At 70.3% G+C, this 18,453-nt stretch carries 19 protein-coding genes; 11 read left to right on the forward strand and 8 right to left on the reverse strand.

Translation table 11 applies throughout. From position 1 onward, the window contains the following. The first annotated feature begins 57 nt into the window (after positions 1–57). The 6 genes from IEY12_RS10380 (at position 58) to IEY12_RS10405 (ending at position 6,717) form a co-directional block, all read left to right on the forward strand. Positions 58–1,638 (forward strand): bacterio-opsin activator domain-containing protein, encoded by a 1,581-nt coding sequence (locus IEY12_RS10380; RefSeq protein WP_188883647.1) that lies wholly within the window; start codon positions 58–60, stop codon positions 1,636–1,638. A 116-nt stretch (positions 1,639–1,754) separates the two neighbouring features. Further along, the gene (locus IEY12_RS10385) at positions 1,755–2,771 is read left to right on the forward strand and encodes a phytoene/squalene synthase family protein (RefSeq protein ID WP_188883648.1); all 1,017 of its coding nucleotides are present in this window, start codon (positions 1,755–1,757) and stop codon (positions 2,769–2,771) included. After that, the gene (locus IEY12_RS10390; RefSeq protein WP_188883649.1) at positions 2,762–4,279 is read left to right on the forward strand and encodes a phytoene desaturase family protein; all 1,518 of its coding nucleotides are present in this window, start codon (positions 2,762–2,764) and stop codon (positions 4,277–4,279) included. The genes IEY12_RS10385 and IEY12_RS10390 overlap by 10 nt, the downstream gene beginning before the upstream one ends. Beyond that, positions 4,276–5,103: a prenyltransferase gene (locus IEY12_RS10395; RefSeq protein WP_188883650.1), complete on the forward strand. Its 828-nt coding sequence runs from the start codon at positions 4,276–4,278 to the stop codon at positions 5,101–5,103. The genes IEY12_RS10390 and IEY12_RS10395 overlap by 4 nt, the downstream gene beginning before the upstream one ends. After that, positions 5,045–5,944: a bisanhydrobacterioruberin hydratase gene (gene cruF / locus IEY12_RS10400; RefSeq protein ID WP_188883651.1), complete on the forward strand. Its 900-nt coding sequence runs from the start codon at positions 5,045–5,047 to the stop codon at positions 5,942–5,944. Before IEY12_RS10395 ends, cruF begins: the two co-directional genes overlap by 59 nt. 71 nt (positions 5,945–6,015) lie before the next feature. Next, positions 6,016–6,717, forward strand: coding sequence for a CPBP family intramembrane glutamic endopeptidase (locus IEY12_RS10405; protein WP_188883652.1), 702 nt, complete (start codon positions 6,016–6,018; stop codon positions 6,715–6,717). Position 6,718: 1 nt separating this feature from the next. Here IEY12_RS10405 and IEY12_RS10410 read toward each other — a convergent pair whose 3' ends face one another. Further along, complete coding sequence (locus IEY12_RS10410) at positions 6,719–8,161, reverse strand: MATE family efflux transporter (RefSeq protein WP_188883653.1); 1,443 nt, start codon at positions 8,159–8,161, stop codon at positions 6,719–6,721. A gap of 209 nt (positions 8,162–8,370) precedes the next feature. Between IEY12_RS10410 and IEY12_RS10415 the strand changes: the two genes are divergently transcribed. The 3 genes from IEY12_RS10415 to IEY12_RS10425 all read left to right on the forward strand — a co-directional run bounded on the left by IEY12_RS10415 (position 8,371) and on the right by IEY12_RS10425 (position 11,357). Continuing rightward, complete coding sequence (locus IEY12_RS10415) at positions 8,371–9,612, forward strand: MFS transporter (RefSeq protein WP_188883654.1); 1,242 nt, start codon at positions 8,371–8,373, stop codon at positions 9,610–9,612. Between the two features lie 109 nt (positions 9,613–9,721). Next, a complete protein-coding gene (locus IEY12_RS10420; protein WP_188883655.1) occupies positions 9,722–11,020 on the forward strand; it encodes an L-lactate MFS transporter in 1,299 nt (432 codons plus the stop codon). 142 nt (positions 11,021–11,162) lie between these two features. Then, the gene (locus IEY12_RS10425; protein ID WP_188883656.1) at positions 11,163–11,357 is read left to right on the forward strand and encodes a hypothetical protein; all 195 of its coding nucleotides are present in this window, start codon (positions 11,163–11,165) and stop codon (positions 11,355–11,357) included. A gap of 6 nt (positions 11,358–11,363) precedes the next feature. On the opposite strand, the gene dpsA (IEY12_RS10430) is transcribed toward IEY12_RS10425, so the two are convergent. From dpsA (IEY12_RS10430) to IEY12_RS10450, 5 genes are all read right to left on the reverse strand, one after another. Next, the gene (dpsA, locus tag IEY12_RS10430; RefSeq protein WP_188883657.1) at positions 11,364–11,921 is read right to left on the reverse strand and encodes a DNA starvation/stationary phase protection protein DpsA; all 558 of its coding nucleotides are present in this window, start codon (positions 11,919–11,921) and stop codon (positions 11,364–11,366) included. Continuing rightward, entirely contained in the window at positions 11,918–12,499 is a 582-nt protein-coding gene (dpsA, locus tag IEY12_RS10435) for a DNA starvation/stationary phase protection protein DpsA (protein ID WP_188883658.1), read from the reverse strand. Before dpsA (IEY12_RS10435) ends, dpsA (IEY12_RS10430) begins: the two co-directional genes overlap by 4 nt. A 1-nt stretch (position 12,500) precedes the next feature. Then, positions 12,501–13,046, reverse strand: coding sequence for a DNA starvation/stationary phase protection protein DpsA (gene dpsA / locus IEY12_RS10440; protein WP_188883659.1), 546 nt, complete (start codon positions 13,044–13,046; stop codon positions 12,501–12,503). A gap of 173 nt (positions 13,047–13,219) precedes the next feature. Beyond that, a complete protein-coding gene (locus IEY12_RS10445) occupies positions 13,220–13,861 on the reverse strand; it encodes an SDR family oxidoreductase (RefSeq protein WP_188883660.1) in 642 nt (213 codons plus the stop codon). A 144-nt stretch (positions 13,862–14,005) separates the two neighbouring features. Further along, a complete protein-coding gene (locus tag IEY12_RS10450) occupies positions 14,006–15,343 on the reverse strand; it encodes an RNase J family beta-CASP ribonuclease (protein WP_188883661.1) in 1,338 nt (445 codons plus the stop codon). A 421-nt stretch (positions 15,344–15,764) separates the two neighbouring features. Between IEY12_RS10450 and IEY12_RS10455 the strand changes: the two genes are divergently transcribed. Both IEY12_RS10455 and IEY12_RS10460 read left to right on the forward strand, forming a co-directional pair. Continuing rightward, entirely contained in the window at positions 15,765–16,175 is a 411-nt protein-coding gene (locus IEY12_RS10455) for a GlcG/HbpS family heme-binding protein (RefSeq protein WP_188883662.1), read from the forward strand. Positions 16,176–16,338: 163 nt separating this feature from the next. Next, entirely contained in the window at positions 16,339–17,304 is a 966-nt protein-coding gene (locus IEY12_RS10460) for an aldo/keto reductase (protein ID WP_188883663.1), read from the forward strand. Between the two features lie 123 nt (positions 17,305–17,427). On the opposite strand, the gene IEY12_RS10465 is transcribed toward IEY12_RS10460, so the two are convergent. Next, entirely contained in the window at positions 17,428–17,757 is a 330-nt protein-coding gene (locus IEY12_RS10465) for a thioredoxin family protein (protein ID WP_188883664.1), read from the reverse strand. A gap of 46 nt (positions 17,758–17,803) precedes the next feature. Then, positions 17,804–18,367, reverse strand: coding sequence for a DUF420 domain-containing protein (locus IEY12_RS10470; RefSeq protein ID WP_188883665.1), 564 nt, complete (start codon positions 18,365–18,367; stop codon positions 17,804–17,806). Positions 18,368–18,453: the final 86 nt, after the last annotated feature.

Consider the following 18,453-nt stretch of genomic DNA (forward strand, 5'->3'; position numbering starts at 1 on the left):
CGACCAGTTCTACCCGTCCGGAACGCTCATTTGGCCACTCGCTCCCTAGTGTCGGTCATGGACGCATCGGCCGACCCGATCCCCGACGTGCGACTCCGGGCGATGGAGGAGGCCCCGGTCGGTATCGCTGTCACCGACCCGACCCGCTCCGACAACCCGCTCGTCTACGTCAACGACGCCTTCGAGCGCATCACGGGCTACGCGCGCGAGGACGTCCTCGGGCACAACTGCCGGTTCCTCCAGGGGCCCGAGACGGCCGACGAGGCGGTCGCCGACCTTCGCGATGCCGTCGCCAACGAGGAGCCGACGACGGTCGTCCTCCGCAACTACCGCGCCGACGGCGAGGCGTTCTGGAACGAGGTGACGGTCGCGCCCCTGCGCGACGACGACGGGCGCGTGACGCACTTCGTCGGCTTCCAGTCGGACGTCACGGCGCGCAAGCGCGCGGAGGCCGCCCTCGAGCGCGAGCGCGCGTCGCTCGCCCGCCTCCTTGAGCGCCTCGAAGGCGTCGTCGCTGACGTGACGCGCGCCGTCGTGAGCGCGGACGGGCGCGCGAACGTCGAGGACGCCGTCTGTGAGCGCCTCGCCGCGGTCGACGCCTACTCGCTCGTCTGGCTCGGCGACGTCGACCACGCGTCCGGGGAGATCCGCCCGCACGCGTGGCGCGCCCGCGACACGACCGACGTCGACGCCGCCGCGCTCACCGTCCCCCGGGACGCCGACCACCCGGCGGCGCGCGCCGTGCGGACCGGGCGCGTCCAGCACGTCACCGGCGCTCGCGCGAGCGACTGCGTACCGCTCGCGGACGTCGGCGGCGTCGCCGCGATCCCGCTCCGTTATCGCGGGACGACGTACGGCGTGCTCGTGGTCGCCGCGCCGACCGCCGCCGCGCTCGACGAGTCGGAGCGGACGGTCCTTGAATCGCTCGGCCGCACCGTCGCGACGGCGCTGAGCGCGCGCGAGTCACGCCGCCTCATCGCGGCCGACCAGACGGTCGCCGTCGAGTTCGAGCTGGCCGATCCGTCGCTGTTCGTCGTCGACCTCTCGACGCGTCTCGACGCGACAGTGCGCTATCGCGGAATGGTCGACGAGGCGGACGCGCCGCTGCTCTTCTTCGACGTCGACGCCGACGCCGAGACCGTGGTGGCGGCAGCGGACGACGTCCCCGCGATCGCGTCGATGGGCGTCGTCGGGGACGCCGAGACGGCGAGCCTCTTCGAGTGTCGCCTCCGCGGCGGGTCGCTCGTCGACGACCTCGCGGAGCGCGGCGTGCGCGTGCGCGAGATGCGTGCGACGAATGGCGTCGGGCGCATCGAGGTCGACCTCCCGGCGAGCTCGGACGCCCGCGCCGTCGTCGAGCGCGTCCGCGAGCGCTACCCGGCCGTCGAGGTCGTCAGCTACCGGGAGAGCGAGCGCCCGCCGACGACGGAGCGCGCGGCGCTCGAGAGCCTCGGGGACGCGCTCACCACCCGCCAGTTCACGGCGCTCCAGAAGGCCTACCTCTCGGGCTACTACGACGCCAACCGCTCGGTGACCGGCGACGCGCTCGCCGAGTCGATGGGCATCTCGCGCTCGACCTTCCACCAGCACCTCCGGGCCGCCGAGCGGAAGGTGTTCGCCGCCGCCTTCGACTGGTGATACCTTACTAGTCGGGCACCACTCTCTTACCGGCGCCGAGTGTAGCGTTACTGAAGCCACGGGCCCGCGCGTACCGACCGTCTTCGACGCCGCCGGGTGTGGCCGCGTCACGAATCATGGTATCCTCCGACGACGTCGCCACGAGCAAGGCGATACAGCAGCGGACCGGCCCCACGTTCCACCTCGCGACGCGCCTCCTCCCCGAGCGCGTCCGTCGCCCCACGTACGTCCTCTACGGGTTCTTCCGCGTCGCGGACGACGTGGTGGACGACACCGACCGGGACGCCGAGCGCCAGCGCCACGAACTCGCGGAGATCCGCGCCGCCGTCCTCGACGGCGCGGAGACGGACAACCCCGTCATCGAGGCCTATCGCGAGCTCGCGGACACCTACGACATCCCGAGCGAGGAGACGGAGACGTTCCTCGACGTGATGGCGATGGATCTGGAGACGCGCCGCTACGAGACCCACGACGACCTCGAGGCCTACCTGCGCGGCTCCGCCGTCTCCGTCGGCTACATGATGCTCGACGTGATGGCGGCCGGCGACGAGATGAGCGAGGCGGACGTCGCGGCCGCCCGGCCGCACGCGAAGGCGCTCGGCGAGGCGTTCCAGCTCACGAACTTCCTCCGGGACGTTCGGGAGGACGTTCGGGACTACGACCGCATCTACCTCCCCACGGAGCGCCTCGACGCCCACGGCGTCACCGTCGAGGAGATCGAGGACTGTTCGTTCTCCGAGCGGTACGCCGCATTGATGCGCGCGGAGCTCCGGCGCACCGAGCGCCTCTACCGCGAGGGCGTCGCCGGCATCGAGTTCCTCCCCGAGGACTGCCGGTTCGCGGTCCTGCTCGCCGCCGTCCTCTACGCCGACCACCACCGCGTCATCCGCGAGCACGGCTACGACACGCTCAGCGAGCGCCGCACCCTCTCGACACCACGGCGACTCTCCCTCGTCGCCGCGACCGGCTACCACTGGTGGCGCACCCACGACCCCGTCGAGACGTTCTACGCCGTCAGCGACGTCCCACGCGTCGATGGGAGCGAGGCCGAGCGCGGGTCGCGGCGCTCCGCGCGCTCCGTCCGAACGCGTGCGCGTGCCGCCGTCTCCACGCTCCGGGGGGTGTGGGAGTGAGCCGTCCGTCCGTCACCGTCGTCGGCGGCGGGTTCGGCGGACTCGCGACGGCGTGCTACCTCGCGGACGCCGGCTGTGACGTCACCGTCGTCGAGAAGAACGACCAGCTCGGCGGGCGCGCGAGCGTCCTCGAACGCGACGGCTTCCGCTTCGACATGGGACCGTCGTGGTACCTGATGCCGGACGTCTTCGAGCGCTTCTTCGCCGCCTTCGACCGCGAGCCCACGGACTACTACGCCCTCGACCGCCTCGACCCGCATTATCGGGTCTTCTGGAAGGGCGGCGAGTCGCGAGCGGACGGCGACACCGTGGACGTCACCGGCGACCTCGCGGCGATGCGCGCGCTCTTCGAGTCCTACGAGGACGGCGCCGGCGACGCCCTCGATGAGTACCTCGCGCAGTCCGAGGAGGCCTACGAGGTCGGCATGGAGCACTTCGTCTACACGGACCGCCCGCGCTTCCGGGACTACGTCGACTGGGACGTCATTCGGAACGCGCGCGGCCTCGGCCTCCTCTCCTCGATGCAGGAGCACGTCGAGGAGTACTTCGAGCACCCGAAGCTCCAGCAGCTCGTCCAGTACTCGCTCGTCTTCCTCGGCGGGTCGCCGACGAACACGCCCGCGCTCTACACGCTGATGAGTCACGTCGACCTGAACCTCGGCGTCTACTACCCCGAGGGCGGCCTCGGCGCCGTCGTCGACGGTATCGCCGACCTCGGCGCGGAGCGCGGCGTGACCTACCGGACGGGCGCGGACGTGACCGCGATTCGCGGGGAACGCGGGGCGATGCGCGTCGAGCTCGCGGGCGGCGAGCGCGTCACGAGCGACGTCGTCGTCTCCGACGCCGACTACAAGCACACCGAGCAGGAACTGCTCGCCCCCGACGACCGCCAGTACGACGCCGACTACTGGGAGTCGCGCACCTACGCGCCCTCCGCGTTCCTCGTCTACCTCGGCGTCGAGGGCGACCTCGCGGAGCTCGCCCACCACACGCTCGTCCTCCCCGAGGACTGGAGTCCGCACTTCGAGGCCATCTTCGACGACCCCGCGTGGCCCGACGACCCCGCCTACTACCTCTGTGCGCCCTCGAAGACGGACGACACCGTCGCGCCCGACGGGCACAGCAACCTCTTCGCGCTCGTCCCCATCGCGCCCGGCCTCGACGACACCGAGGCGGTTCGGGAGGCCTACCGCGACCGACTCCTCGACGACATCGCCGCGAACACCGGCGTCGACCTCCGCGACCGCATCGTCGTTGAGGAACGGTTCTCGGTCTCCGAGTTCACCGAGCGCTACAACGCCGCCGAGGGGACGGCGCTCGGCCTCGCGCACACCCTCCGGCAGACCGGCCCGCTGCGCCCCGACCACCGCTCGGACGCGCTCGACGGCCTCTACTACACCGGCGGCTTCACGCGGCCCGGCATCGGCGTCCCGATGTGCCTCATCAGCGGCGAGCACGCCGCCGACGCCGTCCTCGAGGATGCGCGCCGACGCACGCACACGACATGAGTCGGCTTCGGCGCCTCCTCGTCCAGTCGCGCCCCCGGTTCTGGCTCTACCTCGCCGGCCCCGCGCTCGTCGGCATCGCGTACGGGGCGCGCTCGACGGCGGACCTCTACGCGCCCGCGTCGCTCGCGCTCCTCGCGTACTTCCTCCTCCCCGCGAACGTCTACCTCTACGGCGTCAACGACGTCTTCGACGCGGACGTGGACGCGGAGAACCCGAAGAAGGAGGGGCGAGAGCGCCGCTATCGCGGCGACCCCGTGCTCGTCGCCGCCGTCGCCGTGAGCGCCCTCCTCGGCGTCGCCCTCGTCGTCGCCCTCCCCGCGACTGCACCGTGGATTCTGGCCTTCCTCGCCCTCGGCTGGGCGTACAGCGCGCCGCCGCGCCTGAAGACGAAGCCGCCGCTCGACTCGCTCTCGAACGGCCTCTACGTCCTCCCCGGCGTCGCCGCCTACGCCGCGCTCACCGGCGAGACGGCGCCGCTCCCCGCCATCGCCGGCGGGTGGCTGTGGACGATGGCGATGCACACGTTCTCCGCGATTCCCGACATCGAACCGGACCGGCGCGCCGGCATCGACACGACCGCGACCGTCCTCGGGGAGACACGCGCGCTCGCCTACTGCGGGGCGTGCTGGCTCCTCGCCGCCGTCGTCTTCGGCCTCCTCGACGTCCGCGCCGGCGCCCTGCTCGCCGTCTACCCGCTCTTCGCGCTCGGCCTCCACGCCAGCGACGTCGCACTCGATCGCGCGTACTGGTGGTTCCCCGCCGTCAATGCCGTCGTCGGCGCGATACTCACCATCGGCGGGCTGTGGGGTGTCGTGCGTGCGTGAGCGCCTCCCGCCGCGCGGGCGCGTCGAGCGCGCGCTCGACGCGTTCGTCACCGAGAACCGCCTCACGCTCGCCGTCGTCGCGCCGCTCGTCGGCGCGTGCTCGATGATCGCGGGCGCGAAGGGCTACCTCCCGGCTGCCATCGCGTTCAGCCCCGTCGCGCTCGTCGCGGGCACGCTCATGTTGCGCCTCCCGCTCGCCGCCGGCCTCGCACCGCTCTTCGACCGGCGGGCCGCCGGCGCGCTCGGCGGCCTCTGCGCGTACAGCTACGCAATCGAGTACGTCGGCACCACGACCGGGTGGCCGTACGGCGAGTTCGCCTACGGCGTCGAGCTCGGGCCGATGCTCGCGGGCGTCCCGCTCGCGCTCCCGCTGTTCTTCGTGCCGCTCGTCGTCAACGCCTTCCTCCTCACCGTCCTCCTGCTCGGCCCGCGCGCCGACGACCCCCGGGTCCGCCTCCCCGCCGTCGTCCTCCTCGTCGTCGGTATCGACGGCGTCCTCGACCCGGGCGCGGTCGCGCTCGGCTTCTGGGCGTACGCGGACGGCGGCGTCTACTACGGCGTCCCGCTCTCGAACTACGCGGGGTGGGTCCTCTCCGCGAGCGTCGCCGCGTTCGCGCTCGACCGCGCGTTCGACTACGAGCGACTGCGCGCGCGCCTCGAGGCCTGCGCGTTCGCGCTCGACGACCTCGTGAGCTTCGTCCTCCTCTGGGGCCTCGTCAACCTCGCGTTCGCGAACTGGCTCCCGGTGCTCGGGGCGCTCGCGCTCGTCGCCGCGCTCTGGCGGACCGAGCGCTTCGACGTCGCGCTCGAGTGGCCGGTTCGGGGCCGCCCGTGGCGCTGAGCCGCGCGCGAGTGACGTGCGAGCACGCGGCGCCCGAACGGTTTTCCTGACGCCGCGCGAGCTAGCAGCGTATGTCCACGACAGGCAGCCCCGCGCGAGCGGCGGCGGACGCCGTCGGCCTCACGGTCGCCGCGCTCCTCGTCTCGCTCCTCGTCGGCGTCGTCTTCCTCGTTCCGCTCTTCGTCCTCGGCTACGACGTCCAGTCCATGGGCGTCCTCCTCGCGTCGACCGCCGCCGGTCAGCTCGGGTTCCTCGCCGTCGGCTACGGCTACGTCCGCCGGCGAGGCGTCCCCGTCCGACTCGCCGCGCCGTCGCGTCGCGACGCGCTCGTCGCGGCCGGTGGCGTCGTCGCCGCCGTGGCGCTCGCCGTCGCCCTCTCCGCGCTGCTGAGCGCGCTCGACCTCGTTCCGGGCTCCGTCGTCGGCGACGTCGGCGCGCACGACCCCGTCTTCTTCCTCGGTCTCGCCGCGCTCTCGGTCGTCCTCGTCGCGCCCGCCGAGGAACTCCTCTTCCGGGGTGCCGTTCAGGGCCGACTCCGCCAGCACATCGGCCCCGTCCCGGCCGTCCTCGGTTCGAGCCTCCTCTTCGGCTCGATGCACCTCGCGAACTACACGGGCGCGCTCGCGCCCATCGTCGCTGGCGCGCTCCTCATCGCCGCCGTCGGCGCCGTCCTCGGCGCGCTCTACGAGTACACGGGGAACCTCACCGTTCCCATCGCGACGCACGCGACGTACAACGCGGTCCTGCTCGTCGTCGCCTACGCCACGGCATAGGCTACCCGCCCGAGGGCTGATCCGGGCGGTACTCGCGGCTGATCCGGCGCCACGCACCCGAGCGGAAGCGCCAGTAGTTGACGAGCGCCGGGACGGTGGTCTCCGCGAAGAAGGAGAGGTAGATCCCGAGGAGGCCGAGCGACGTGGTCGCGCCGAGATACGTGAACGGGACGGCGAGGAAGAACATGGAGACGATGCGCCCGTAGAACGGCCAGCGCGTGTCGCCGGTGGCGTCGAGCGCGCCGTCGAGACTGCTCGCGACGCCCTGCGGGACGATGGCGAGCGCGGCGACGTAGACGAAGTCGCGTGCGATCGGCACCGTCTTCGAGGCGGGGTCGTCGACGAAGAGGACGACGATCTGCTCCGCGAACGCGACGACGAGGACCGCCGAGAGGAGGTAGGTGGCGGCCGAGAACACGGATATCTCGCGGCCGTAGATGGCGGCGCTCGCCTCGTCGTCCTGCCCGAGCGCCTGCCCGACGAGGCTGCTCGTCGCGAGGCCGAACCCCCACCCGGGCGTGTTCATCAACCCCCAGATGCGTCGCGCGACGATGTACGCGGCGACGACCTGTGGCCCGAAGAGGCCGACGAACGCGAGCATCGGGAAGCGCGCGACCGTCCAGATGCTGCCGCGTCCGATGACCGGGAGGCCGATGGTGGTGATGTCGCGCGCGAACTCCCGGACGAAGTAGCGCCCGGTCGGGTCGACGCTGATGGGGAAGTCGCCGACGAGCGGGAGGCGCCCGCGCGCGAGCCCGACCGCGAACGCGGCGGCGATGAGGGCGTTCGAGAGGGCGGTGCCGAGGCCGGCGCCGACGACGCCGAGGCCGAGGCCGAAGATGAAGACGGCGTTCAGGCCGATGTTCGCGATCGCGCCGGTCGCCCGGAGGACCATTGGCGTCCACGCGTCGTCCGCGCCGATGAGCGCGCGACTCCCGACGAGGTTCAGCGCGGCGAACGGCACGCCGAAGCCGAGGACGCGGAGGTAGTCGGCGCCGTAGCGGATCGTCCGCGCGTCGTCGGTGAGGACCGAGATGAGCTCCGTCGGCGCGAGGACGAAGAGCGCGCCGACGGGCGCGGAGACGGCGAGGACGATGACGCCGCTCGTGCGGATCGCCTGCCCGAGCTCGTCGTAGGCGCCCGCGCTGTAGCGCTGGGAGACGAGCGCGATGGTGCCGGCGGCGAGCCCGCCACCCAACGCGAACGCCATCCCCCAGTAGGGGCCGGCGAAGCCGACGCCCGCGATTGCGACCTCGCCGAGCGCGACGCCGACCATCGCGACGTCGGCCGCGCCCTTCGACATGCGCGCGAGGCCGGTGAGGATGCGCGGCCACGCGAGGTCGACGGTCCGGCGGACGTTGGCGTCGTCGATGAGGCCGACGCGCGCGAGGGCGAGGCCGATGTAGACGAGGACGAGACGCAGGGGGTTCGGGAGCGAGAACACGATACGGTATGGGGTATTTCGTGACGCGGGTTTTAGGCGTTCGTTCCCCGGCCGCGTGTTCCGGTTCGACGCTCCGCGTACTGCGGGCTGACACCACTCACGCGCCCACTTCCGGGTGGTTCGACGCGAGCGCCGGGCCGCGTGAGACGCGCCGTGCTCGTCGCGGGGAGCGACGCGTATATTCCGGGGGCGCGACTATTCCGTGCCGTATGGGGCATCGCCTCGCCGCTCGCCGGGACGCGCTCGCGCCCGTTCAGCGTGACCGCGTCGCGCTCGCGCTCGTGGTCTTCGCCGTCCTCTTCGGGCAGGTCCTCCTCTACCCGGGTGTCACCGACCTCGTCGCGGCGCTCGGCGCGCACGCGGGGAGCGCGACGGGCGCCCTCGACGCGAGCGCGTGGTTCCTCGGCGCCGAGTTCGTCGGTTTCGTCCTCTGTGCCGGCCTCTGGGGTCACCTGAGCGACCGGACCGGCCGACGGACGCCGTTCGTCGTCGCGGGCGCGCTCGGCGGCGCGCTCGGCTACCTCGTGCTCGTGCTCCTCGGCCGTGGCGGCGCGCTCGCCTACGAGTGGCTCCTCCTCGCGCGCTTCGTGCAGGGGGCGTTCACCATCGGCGCGTTCTCGCTCTCGATGACGATGCTGATGGACCTCGAGGGCGGGCACGGGAAGAACATGGGTGCCGCCGGCATCGCCATCGGCTCCGGGACGGCGCTCGGCGCGCCCGTCGGCGGCCAGCTCTACGAGATGGGCGTGTTCGTTCCGTTGCTCGTCGCGGGCGGCGCGCTCGGCGGCGCCGCGCTCCTCGCGACGCGCGTTGCCGACCGCGCCCCGTCCGGGACGACGACCGGGCTCGGCGACGCGCTCGCGCGCCTCCGGGAGACGCCCGCGCTCTCCTTCCCGTACGCCTTTGGCTTCATGGATCGGCTGACCGCGGGGTTCTTCGCGCTCGTCGGCACCGTCTACTTCCGCGAGACGTTCGGCCTCGACGCGGGGAGCGCCGGCCTCGTCCTCGGCCTCTTCTTCGCGCCGTTCGCGCTCCTCCAGTACCCGATGGGCGTCCTCTCCGACCGCGTCGGGCGCAAACTCCCGGTCGCCGTCGGCTCGCTCTGCTACGGCGCCGTCGTCGTCGCCGTCTATCTCGCGCCGACGCTCGCGCTCGCCGCCGTCGCGATGGTGTGTCTCGGCGTCGCGGGCGCGTTCGTCTCCCCGGCGACGATGGCGCTCGTGACGGACCTCGCGAACGCGGACGACCGCGGCGTCGCCATGGGCGGGTTCAACGTCTTCGGGAACCTCGGCTTCCTCGGCGGGTTCGCGGTCGGGAGCGCCGTCGTCGAGGCGGCGGGCTACGGCGCCGCCTTCCTCACCGCCGGCCTCCTCGAGGCCGGGGTGGTCGCGCTCGCGCTTCCGGCGTTCCTCCGACTCGACCTCCCCGGTTCGCCGACGAACCCGAAATAAACACTGTTGACAGAAATTCCGGCGGAAACGGCCGCCTCTGGCGTTGTATCGCGACCGCAGGGGAGAGGGTTTATCACTCCCCCGGTTCTACGACCCTACCGAATCATTCATGACCGATGCCACAGCGAGCAAGAATCGGTGGTTGATCGCGATCTCCGCCGTCGCGATCCACCTCTCGATTGGTGGGATCTACGCGTACAGCATCTACCAGATACCGCTGAACGAGGCGCTCGGCTGGGACAGCTCCAGCGTCTCGCTGGCGTTCTCCATCGCCATCTTCGTCCTCGGGATGACGGCCGCCTTCCTCGGTAGCTACGTCGAGAAGTACGGCCCACGGAAGGCCGGATTGGGCGCCGCCGTCCTCTACGGCCTCGGCACCATCGGCGCCGGCCTCAGCGTTCAGATGGGGAGTCGGACCCTGTTCTTCATCACCTTCGGCCTCATCGGCGGGATGGGCCTCGGTCTCGGGTACATCTCCCCCATCGGGACGCTCCTCGAGTGGTTCCCGGACCGTCGCGGGATGGCGACCGGTCTCGCAGTCATGGGCTTCGGTGCCGGTGCGCTCCTCACCGCGCCCGTCGGCAACGAGCTCATGCTCCGCTTCAGCACCGGGAGCGCCCAGTACACGCAGGGCGGCATCGCGACGACGTTCTTCACGCTCGGCGCGCTCTACTTCGTGCTGATGGCGCTCGGCGCGAGCTACCTCGCGAAGCCCCCGAAGGACTGGCTCCCGTCGGGCATGGAGCAGACGGAGTCCGCGGCCGAGGAGGCTCGCTCCGCGATCTCCGGCCTCAGTAACCTCACCGCGCGCGAGTCCCTCCGGACGCCGCGCTTCTACATGGTGTGGCTCATCATCTTCATCAACGTCTCGGCGGGCATCATGCTGCTCGCGTACGCCTCGCCGATCCTCGTGCAGCTCGGCGGCGCGACGACGACGACCGCCGCGTTCATCACCGGCTACATCGGCATCTTCAACGGTGGCGGCCGCATCTTCTGGTCGAGCCTCTCCGACTATGTCGGCCGGACGACGACCTACGGTGCGTTCTTCGCCATCCAGATCGTCGCGTTCTTCCTGATGCCCCAGATCACGGGCGTCTGGGTCCTCGCGGCGATCCTCTTCGCCATCATCACGTGTTACGGCGGCGGGTTCGCCTGCCTCCCCGCGTACCTCAGCGACCTCTTCGGCACGAAGGAGGTCAGCGCGATCCACGGCTACGCGCTCACCGCGTGGGGCTTCGCCGGCGTCGCCGGTCCGACGCTCGCCTCCACCATCCTCGAGTCGACGGGGAGCTACACGACCGCGCTCTACATCATCAACATCGTGCTCGTCGTCGGTCTCGCGATCGTGCTCCTGCTGCGCTGGCGTATCGGCAAGCTGCAGGACATCAGCACCGCAGCGTCGATCTGAACTGACGACGCTCGCGGTTCGCGGACTCGACCGCACCTCATTTTTGACCACGACGCGCACGGTGTCGTGTGGTACCGCGACGCACGAAATAACGTCGCGCGGACCCGAACGTTTTTACTTTAGGTCTGCCTAAACAGCGCTAATGACTCCCACGCGCCGGTCGACACGCACCGAGCACACGGAGGACACCGCAGACCACCCCGACTTCGACGCCGAGCAGACCGACACACCGACCGTCAACTGTCGAGAGGTGCACGGCGAGCGCCGCGTCTTCACCGAGAGCGGCAACACCGACGGCTGGATCGCCACCGACCACACCGTCGAACTCGAAGAATAGCGAGCGTCAGTCGCGGCGGACGAGCGTGTCGTCCGCCAACATCTTCTCCACGTCGTGCGCGTCCACCTCGACCGTCCGGAGGTGCCCGCGCACGAGTTCGAGCGTCGCCTCGTCGCCGAGCTCGGCGGCGAGTTCGACGTGCTCGCGCATCTGGGCCGCGAGCGTCGCGTACCCCTCGAGGTCGTTCGCGAGCGAATCGCGGAGGCTGTAGACGTCGCCCGCCTCGATCCCGATCGGCGTGTGCTGGCGGAACCCCATCGGGCCGTTGACGGGGACGCCGCCGAGCGCGTGCACGCGGATCGCGAGGTCGTCCGTCATCTCCGCGAGGCGGTCCGCCGCGCCTTCGAGGAACTCGACGACCGGGCCGACCTCGGCGCCCTCGAGCGTCCAGTAGTGCTTGCGCACCTGATTGAAGAGGATGTAGAGGCCGGCGAGGTCCGCGTTCAGCGCCTTGACCAGCCGCTCGGCGGCCGCCGGGTCGATACGGAGGTCGTTTCCGCCGACGGTGCCCCACTCGCGCCGCAGGGCGTCCTCGCCGGGGTTGCGCAGGTGTGGCGCGCTCATCGCCGCATCGCCTCCGTCGTGACGAGCGTGTCGTCCGCGAGGAACTCCTCGATGTCGTGGGCGTCGTCCTCGAGGTCTTCGAGGTGCTCGCGGAGGAGTTCGCTCGTCGCCTCGTCGCCGAGGTCGTCCGCGAGCGCGACGTGCTCGCGCATGCTCGCGACGAGCGTCGCGTACGCGTCGAGGTCGCCCTCGAGCGACGCGCGCAGGTCGAAGAGGTGTTCGGCCTCGAGGTGGACGGGCGCGTACTCCTGGAGCTGCGGGGGCGTGCTCGCGGGGACGCCGCCGAGCTGCGTGATGCGCTCGGCGAGGTCGTCGTTGATGGTGCGCGCGCGCTGATAGCCGCGCTTCAGGACGTCCGCGACGTCCTCGTGCTCGGCGCCCTCCGCCGTCCAGTAGTGCTTGCGCAGGAGGTAGAAGAGGTTGAACGCGCCCGCGTGGTCGGCGTTCAGCGCCCCGACCAGCCGCTCGGCGTCCGCCCGGTCGATGCGGACGGCGTTCTCCTCCATCGTCCCCCACGCCTGTCGGACGGTCGCGCCCTCGAGGTCGTGGACGAGTCGCCCGTGCTGTGGACTCGTCATCTCACTGGGTCGCGCTCTCGAGGACGAGGGTGTCGTCCTCGAGGTAGTGGTCGATCTCGTGAGCGGCGTCCTCGAGGCCCTCGAGGACGTCGCGGAGGAGCTCGCTCGTCGCGTAGTCCCCGAGGTCCTCCGCGAGGCCGACGTGCTCGCGGACGGACTCGATGACGTCGCCGTACATCTCGCGGTCGTTCTCGAGCGAGGTGCGGATGTCGTAGACGTCCTCGCCCTCGAACTCGACGGGCGCGCGCTCCTCGAGGGTCGCGGGACCGCTCACGGGGACGCCGCCGAGGGCTTGGGCGCGCTCGGCGAGGGCGTCCGCCGCGTCCTCCGCCTCCTCGGCCTTCTCGCCGAGGAACCCGTGGAGGTCGTTGAACTCGGCACCCTCGACGTTCCAGTGATGCTTGCGAAGCTGGTGGTAGAGAACGTACGACGCGGCGAGGTCGACGTTCAGCGCGTCGACGACCTGCTCTGCCTTCTCCGTGTCGAGTCGGAGGGCGTTCTCTTCGACGGTACCCGCTTCGCGGCGAATCGTCTTCTGGGTGCTCATTGCGTTCCGTAGTTGGCCCGGCACCTACTTAAAGCTTCTTGCATCAGAAACAAAATTTTGTGCTACCTTAATTTCGGTTGGCCTAAAACAACCCCCCTCTTCCTCGTAGGGGTCATCATGGCCCGCAGCTGACTCGACACGCACGCTCGTCTCGTACACTTCGTCCGGCCGCCTCAGCTCAACGGAGCCGCCAGCGCCTCCCGGATCGGCGTCTCCCCGCTCAGCACCTCGAACGTCAGCCCGTACGTCGCCTCGGCGTCGAGCGCCGCGACCAGCGTCGCCGCGACGTCCGCTCGCGGAATCGTCGCCTCCGACCGGTCGAGATGGCGGCCGACCCGGACTCGCCCCGTCCCGTCCGCGTCCGTCAGCGCGCCCGGTCGCAGCACCGTCTCCGTCAGCGCGCTCTCGCGGAGGTACTCGTCCGCTTCGGCCTTCGCACGCAGGTACTCGCGCAACTCGACCGGGCTCTCCTCCGGCCGGTCGGCGTTGATAGAGGAGAGCATCACGAAGCGCTCGACGCCCACCTCCTCGCAGGTGTTCACGCAGTTGATCGCGCCGTCCCGGTCGACGCCCCACACGTCCGCCCCGCTGGAGCCGGCGGCGAAGATCAGGGCGTCACAGCCCGCGAGCGCGTCGCCGAGCTCTCCGGGGGCGGTGACGTCCCCGGCGACCGACTCGGCGCCGAGCGCCTCGATATCGTCGCGATACGCCGCCTCGCGACACATCCCCACCGCTTCGTGGTCGTCGTGCTCGGCGAGGAGTCGCGTGACGTGCTGTCCGACCTGCCCGTGTGCGCCGGCGACGAGAACGCGCATGCGCGACCCTACTCACGGGCGCGTGAAGAACGCCGCGGCCGCCCGACGCTCGCGCTCTGGGGCCGCGAAAAACGGGGAGACATCGGTCGTCGGCGCGGTTGAGCGCCGCTCGCGCTCGCGCGTCCGTCGCCGACCGCTCCGCGCTTACTCGGTGAGCTGGACGACGTTACCGTTCCGGGAGATGTGGAGGTCCTCGCCGACCGTGTAGCCCTGCGTCTCCGCGAGGTCGACGTACGGCGCGATGCCGCTGAGGGACTGGTGGGCGGGGATGATGTTCTCCGGCTGGACGGCCTGCAGCATCCGGTAGTGCCCCTCCTCGCGGAGGTGGCCGGAGACGTGGATGTCGTCGTAGATGCGCGCGCCCTGCATCTTCAGGAGCTTCTCGGCGGCGTAGCGCTGGCCCTCGTTCGTGGGCTCGGGGATGACGCGCGCGCTGAAGACGACCTTGTCGCCGTCGTCGAACTGGAACGGCGTCTCGTCGCGCGCCATTCGGGTGAGCATCGCGCGCGGCTCGCCCTGATGGCCGGTGACGACCGGGAGGAAGTTGCCCTTCCCCTCGTTCATGATGCGCTTGAATGCGCGCTCGCGGGAGCGCCGGTGGCCGTAGATCTCGAGGTCGTCCGGGATCGGGTAGCCCAGATCGCGCGCCGTGTTCGTGTACTTCTCCATCGAGCGCCCGAGGAGGATGGGCTTGCGGCCGATCTCCTTCGCGAACTCGACGATGCTGGAGACACGGGAGACGTGACTGGAGAACGTCGTCGCGACGATGCCGCCCGTGTAGTCCTCGAAGCTCTTCAGCGTGTCGTGGAGGTGCTTTCGCGCGACGGACTCGCTGGGCGTGCGGCCCTTTCGGCCCGCGTTCGTGCAGTCCTCGATGTAGCAGAGCACGCCCTCGCGGCCGAGCTCCTCGAAGCGCTCCATGTCGAAGGGGTCCTCGAGGACGGGGTCGTGGTCGATGCGCTTGTCGAGGCCGTAGACGACCGCGCCCTCGGGCGTGTGGAGGACGGGGCTGACGGCGCCGACGATGGAGTGCGTCACGTGGACGAACTCCATGTCGACCTCGTCGCCGATCTCCATCGTCTCGCCGGCCTCCATCTTCACGAGGTCGTTGTCGACGTCGAACTTCGACTCGTCGTCGATCTCCTGGCGGACGAGTTCGATGGTGAACGGGCTCCCGACGATCGGCGCGTCGTAGCGGTGCGCGAGCTTCCCGATGGCGCCGATATGGTCGAGGTGGCCGTGCGTCGGCACGATGGCCTTCACGTCGCCCTCGAGTTCGCTCATGACGCGGTCGTCCGGGATGGCGCCCATGTCGATGAGGTCGAGGCTGTGCATCTGCTCCGTCCGCACGTCGTCGTGAATCAGGACCTGCGAGAGGTTGAGGCCCATGTCGAAGACGACGATGTCGTCGTCCATGCGGACGGCCGTCATGTTGCGGCCGACTTCCTGATAACCGCCGATTGTCGCGATTTCGATTTCCATAGGTATGTGGCCGATCAATGCGTTCCGACGGTGACGCGTGCGACCGGCGTCGACGCACAGCCCACCCGACCACCGCAGTCGAACATGGCTGTGCGTCCGCGCCGAGCGTCAGTGCCGCGGACCGCACGTCTTTCGGATACGCGACCAAAGGAGGCCGGGGCTTAAGAGCTTCAGGGTTCCGTCTCGGGTGATGCACTCACGCGTCCCGGGCACGCGCGGGCGTGGCGCTCGCTCGACGGCGGATGCGGCACGTGCGGGCGGCGAGCGCGGCGCCGACGCGTTCGCGGCAGGGCGGCCTCGGGACGACTGTCGAGCCCCCTCCTCGATGGGGCGCTTGCGGTCGGCGGCTCCGCTCGCGCCCGCTGATTCTGTCACTGGGGTATAAGGACACGGGGTGGATAGTGACGGACGAGCGCACACTATGACAGAGACGATCACGCTCGAGGAGGCGACGGAACTGATAGAGGCCGCCGAAGAGGCGGCCGAAGAGATGGGGCTGGCGATGGTGATTACGGTGGCGAACCCGGCGGGGAACCTCGTGGCCCAACACCGGATGGACGGCGCGTGGCTGGCGAGCGTCTCCATCTCGCGAAACAAGGCGTACACGGCGGCGGCGCTCCAGATGCCGACTCACGAGTTGGCCGATCCCACGCAACCGGGCGAGTCGCTGTGGGGGCTCCAGACCACCGACGAGAACCGCCTCGTCGTCTTCGGCGGCGGCTATCCCCTCGAGGAGGACGGCGACATCGTCGGCACCGTCGGCGTCAGCGGCGGCGAGGTTGCACAGGACATGGCCGTCGCCGAAGCCGCCGTCGACGCGTTCGAGTCGTAGGGCGGCCCGCGCGCCGCGCGCGTCGGCGCGTCGGCGGCATCGGTGCTGCCGACTCGACGCCGGCGACACGATCACCATCGGGACCCCGCTATCGGTGACCTGCGGCCCGAACGGGGTTCCGCGACGCGAACCTACTTGCTCCTGCGTCGGGACACCACACACCATGGAGTACACGACGCTCGGGAACACGGGCACGACGGTGAGCGAGCTTTGTCTGGGCTGTATGAGCTTCGGGAGCGGCGACGACTGGATGCTCGAGGAGGAGGAGTCGCGGGAGATAATCGAGCGGGCGATCGACTTGGGGATCAACTTCTTCGACACGGCGAACGTCTACTCGACCGGCGAGTCCGAGGAAGTCCTCGGAAACGTGCTCGATGACTACGAGCGCGACGAGCAGGTGGTGGCGACGAAGGTGTTCGGCGAGATGGGCGAGGACCCGAACAAGCAGGGGCTCTCCCGGAAGGCCATCGAGCAGGAGTTGGAGAACTCCCTCGAACGGCTCGGCATGGACACCGTCGACCTCTACCAGATCCACCGCTGGGACTACGACACACCCATCGAAGAGACGCTCCGAGCGCTCGACGACGCCGTTCGTCGCGGGCAGACCCGATACATCGGCGCGTCGTCGATGTGGGCCCACCAGTTCGCCGACGCTCTCCACACCAGCGACGCACTCGGCCTCGAGCGCTTCGCGACGATGCAGAACTGCTACAACCTCGGCTATCGCGAGGAGGAGCGCGAGATGCTCCCCCTGTGTGAGAAAGAGGACGTCGGCGTCATCCCGTGGAGCCCGCTCGGCGCGGGCTTCCTCACGCGCCCCCACGAGGAGTCGACGGCGACGACCCGCGGCGAGCACGAGGCCGAATACGGCGTCCCCTACCTCGAGGGTGGCGGCGAGGAGATCAACGAGCGCGTCGAGGAGCTGGCGGCGGAGAAGGACCTGACGATGGCGCAGGTCAGTCTCGCGTGGCTCCTCCACAAGGATTGGGTGGACGCGCCCATCGTCGGGACGTCGAGCGTCGAGCACCTCGAACAGGCCGTCGAGGCCACCGACGTCGACCTCTCGGACTCCGAGATGGAGTACCTCGAGGAACCCTACGAGCCAATGGAGGTCTTCGGGCACGAGTAACCGTAGTTCTGAGCGTCGGCGAAGAACTACGAAAAAGCGAGCGCTGAACGGAGTGAGGCGCGAGTAAACGCGGCAACCGAGCGACAGTGAGGCGCCGCGAACGACGAGCGGGAGGACGGGGCGCTAGTTCTCGTCGAGGAATGCCTCGATGGCGTGGCCGCCCTGGAAGCCCTCGGCGAGCGTCGCGACGACGTCGCCGTCCTCGATGAGGACGAGCGTGGGGACGCTGCGGACGTCGTAGCGGTCGACGAAGTCGAGGTCGTCGCCGGCGTTCGCCATGGCGACGGTGACGTCGTCGCGGGCGCGAGCGACGTTGCCGAGGACGGGCTCGATGGCGTTGCAGAGCGTGCAGCCGGACGTGTAGAGGTCAAGGAGGACGCGGTCTTCGCGGTCGAGGAGGTCGTCGAGGTCGTCGGTGTCGTCGAGGCGGACGACGGGCGCTGTCTCCTGCATGGTCTTGCGTACGCGCTGCACGGCTATCAACCCGTTCCGAGGACTGCTACCACGCGACGTGGAGGAGGACGTAGACGACGACGCCGAGACCGAAGGAGACGAGCCAGAGCGGCGCGGCGACGCGGCCGACGCGCGGGTGGTTCGTGCGCGGGAGGGCCGCGACCGGCCGGGTGAGTGCGAGCAGGACGACGTAGTAGAGCAGGGGGATGCAGACGATGGCGAGGAAGACGTGGACGGCGAGCACGGGCAGGTAGACGTACTGCTCGACGACCGCCGGGCCGGTGAACGGCGTCGGGCCGCGCAGGCTGACGCGGTAGAGGTAGCAGACGAGGAAGAGCGCGAAGAGGCCGAGACCGGTGAGCATCGCGCGCCGGTGGCGGTGGACGTCACCGCGGCGGATGGCGCGCCAGCCGACCGCGACGACGACGAACGCGACCGCGCAGATCGCGGCGTTCAGCGTCGGAATCAGGGCGAGTACCCAGTCCGGTGCGACGGGCAGGAGCGCGGACGGGAGCGCGCCGAGGACGGCGCCGAAGACGAGCGCGAGCGAGACGGCGCTCAGGACGGCGGTCGCGGCGGGGACGTGGTCGGCGAGTGGGTGGTCTGACATCGCGGATGGTCGTACCCGGTGCTTCTGGCGCCTCGACAATCAACGCTTCCGTCGCGACCGACCGCCCTCACGCGACGGGAACGCTT

Origin of the sequence: Halarchaeum grantii (genome assembly GCF_014647455.2) — an archaeon.
Classification (GTDB): domain Archaea; phylum Halobacteriota; class Halobacteria; order Halobacteriales; family Halobacteriaceae; genus Halarchaeum; species Halarchaeum grantii.

Excerpts from the sequence above, each read along its gene's own strand:
- IEY12_RS10380 (WP_188883647.1), top strand. The coding sequence starts at position 58 with ATGGACGCATCGGCCGACCCGATCCCCGACGTGCGACTCCGGGCGATG.
- IEY12_RS10385 (WP_188883648.1), top strand. The coding sequence starts at position 1,755 with ATGGTATCCTCCGACGACGTCGCCACGAGCAAGGCGATACAGCAGCGG.
- IEY12_RS10395 (WP_188883650.1), top strand. The coding sequence starts at position 4,276 with ATGAGTCGGCTTCGGCGCCTCCTCGTCCAGTCGCGCCCCCGGTTCTGG.
- cruF (WP_188883651.1), top strand. The coding sequence starts at position 5,045 with ATGCCGTCGTCGGCGCGATACTCACCATCGGCGGGCTGTGGGGTGTCG.
- IEY12_RS10405 (WP_188883652.1), top strand. The coding sequence starts at position 6,016 with ATGTCCACGACAGGCAGCCCCGCGCGAGCGGCGGCGGACGCCGTCGGC.
- IEY12_RS10415 (WP_188883654.1), top strand. The coding sequence starts at position 8,371 with ATGGGGCATCGCCTCGCCGCTCGCCGGGACGCGCTCGCGCCCGTTCAG.
- IEY12_RS10420 (WP_188883655.1), top strand. The coding sequence starts at position 9,722 with ATGACCGATGCCACAGCGAGCAAGAATCGGTGGTTGATCGCGATCTCC.
- IEY12_RS10425 (WP_188883656.1), top strand. The coding sequence starts at position 11,163 with ATGACTCCCACGCGCCGGTCGACACGCACCGAGCACACGGAGGACACC.
- dpsA (WP_188883657.1), bottom strand. The coding sequence starts at position 11,921 with ATGAGCGCGCCACACCTGCGCAACCCCGGCGAGGACGCCCTGCGGCGC.
- dpsA (WP_188883658.1), bottom strand. The coding sequence starts at position 12,499 with ATGACGAGTCCACAGCACGGGCGACTCGTCCACGACCTCGAGGGCGCG.
- dpsA (WP_188883659.1), bottom strand. The coding sequence starts at position 13,046 with ATGAGCACCCAGAAGACGATTCGCCGCGAAGCGGGTACCGTCGAAGAG.
- IEY12_RS10445 (WP_188883660.1), bottom strand. The coding sequence starts at position 13,861 with ATGCGCGTTCTCGTCGCCGGCGCACACGGGCAGGTCGGACAGCACGTC.
- IEY12_RS10450 (WP_188883661.1), bottom strand. The coding sequence starts at position 15,343 with ATGGAAATCGAAATCGCGACAATCGGCGGTTATCAGGAAGTCGGCCGC.
- IEY12_RS10455 (WP_188883662.1), top strand. The coding sequence starts at position 15,765 with ATGACAGAGACGATCACGCTCGAGGAGGCGACGGAACTGATAGAGGCC.
- IEY12_RS10460 (WP_188883663.1), top strand. The coding sequence starts at position 16,339 with ATGGAGTACACGACGCTCGGGAACACGGGCACGACGGTGAGCGAGCTT.
- IEY12_RS10465 (WP_188883664.1), bottom strand. The coding sequence starts at position 17,757 with ATGCAGGAGACAGCGCCCGTCGTCCGCCTCGACGACACCGACGACCTC.
- IEY12_RS10470 (WP_188883665.1), bottom strand. The coding sequence starts at position 18,367 with ATGTCAGACCACCCACTCGCCGACCACGTCCCCGCCGCGACCGCCGTC.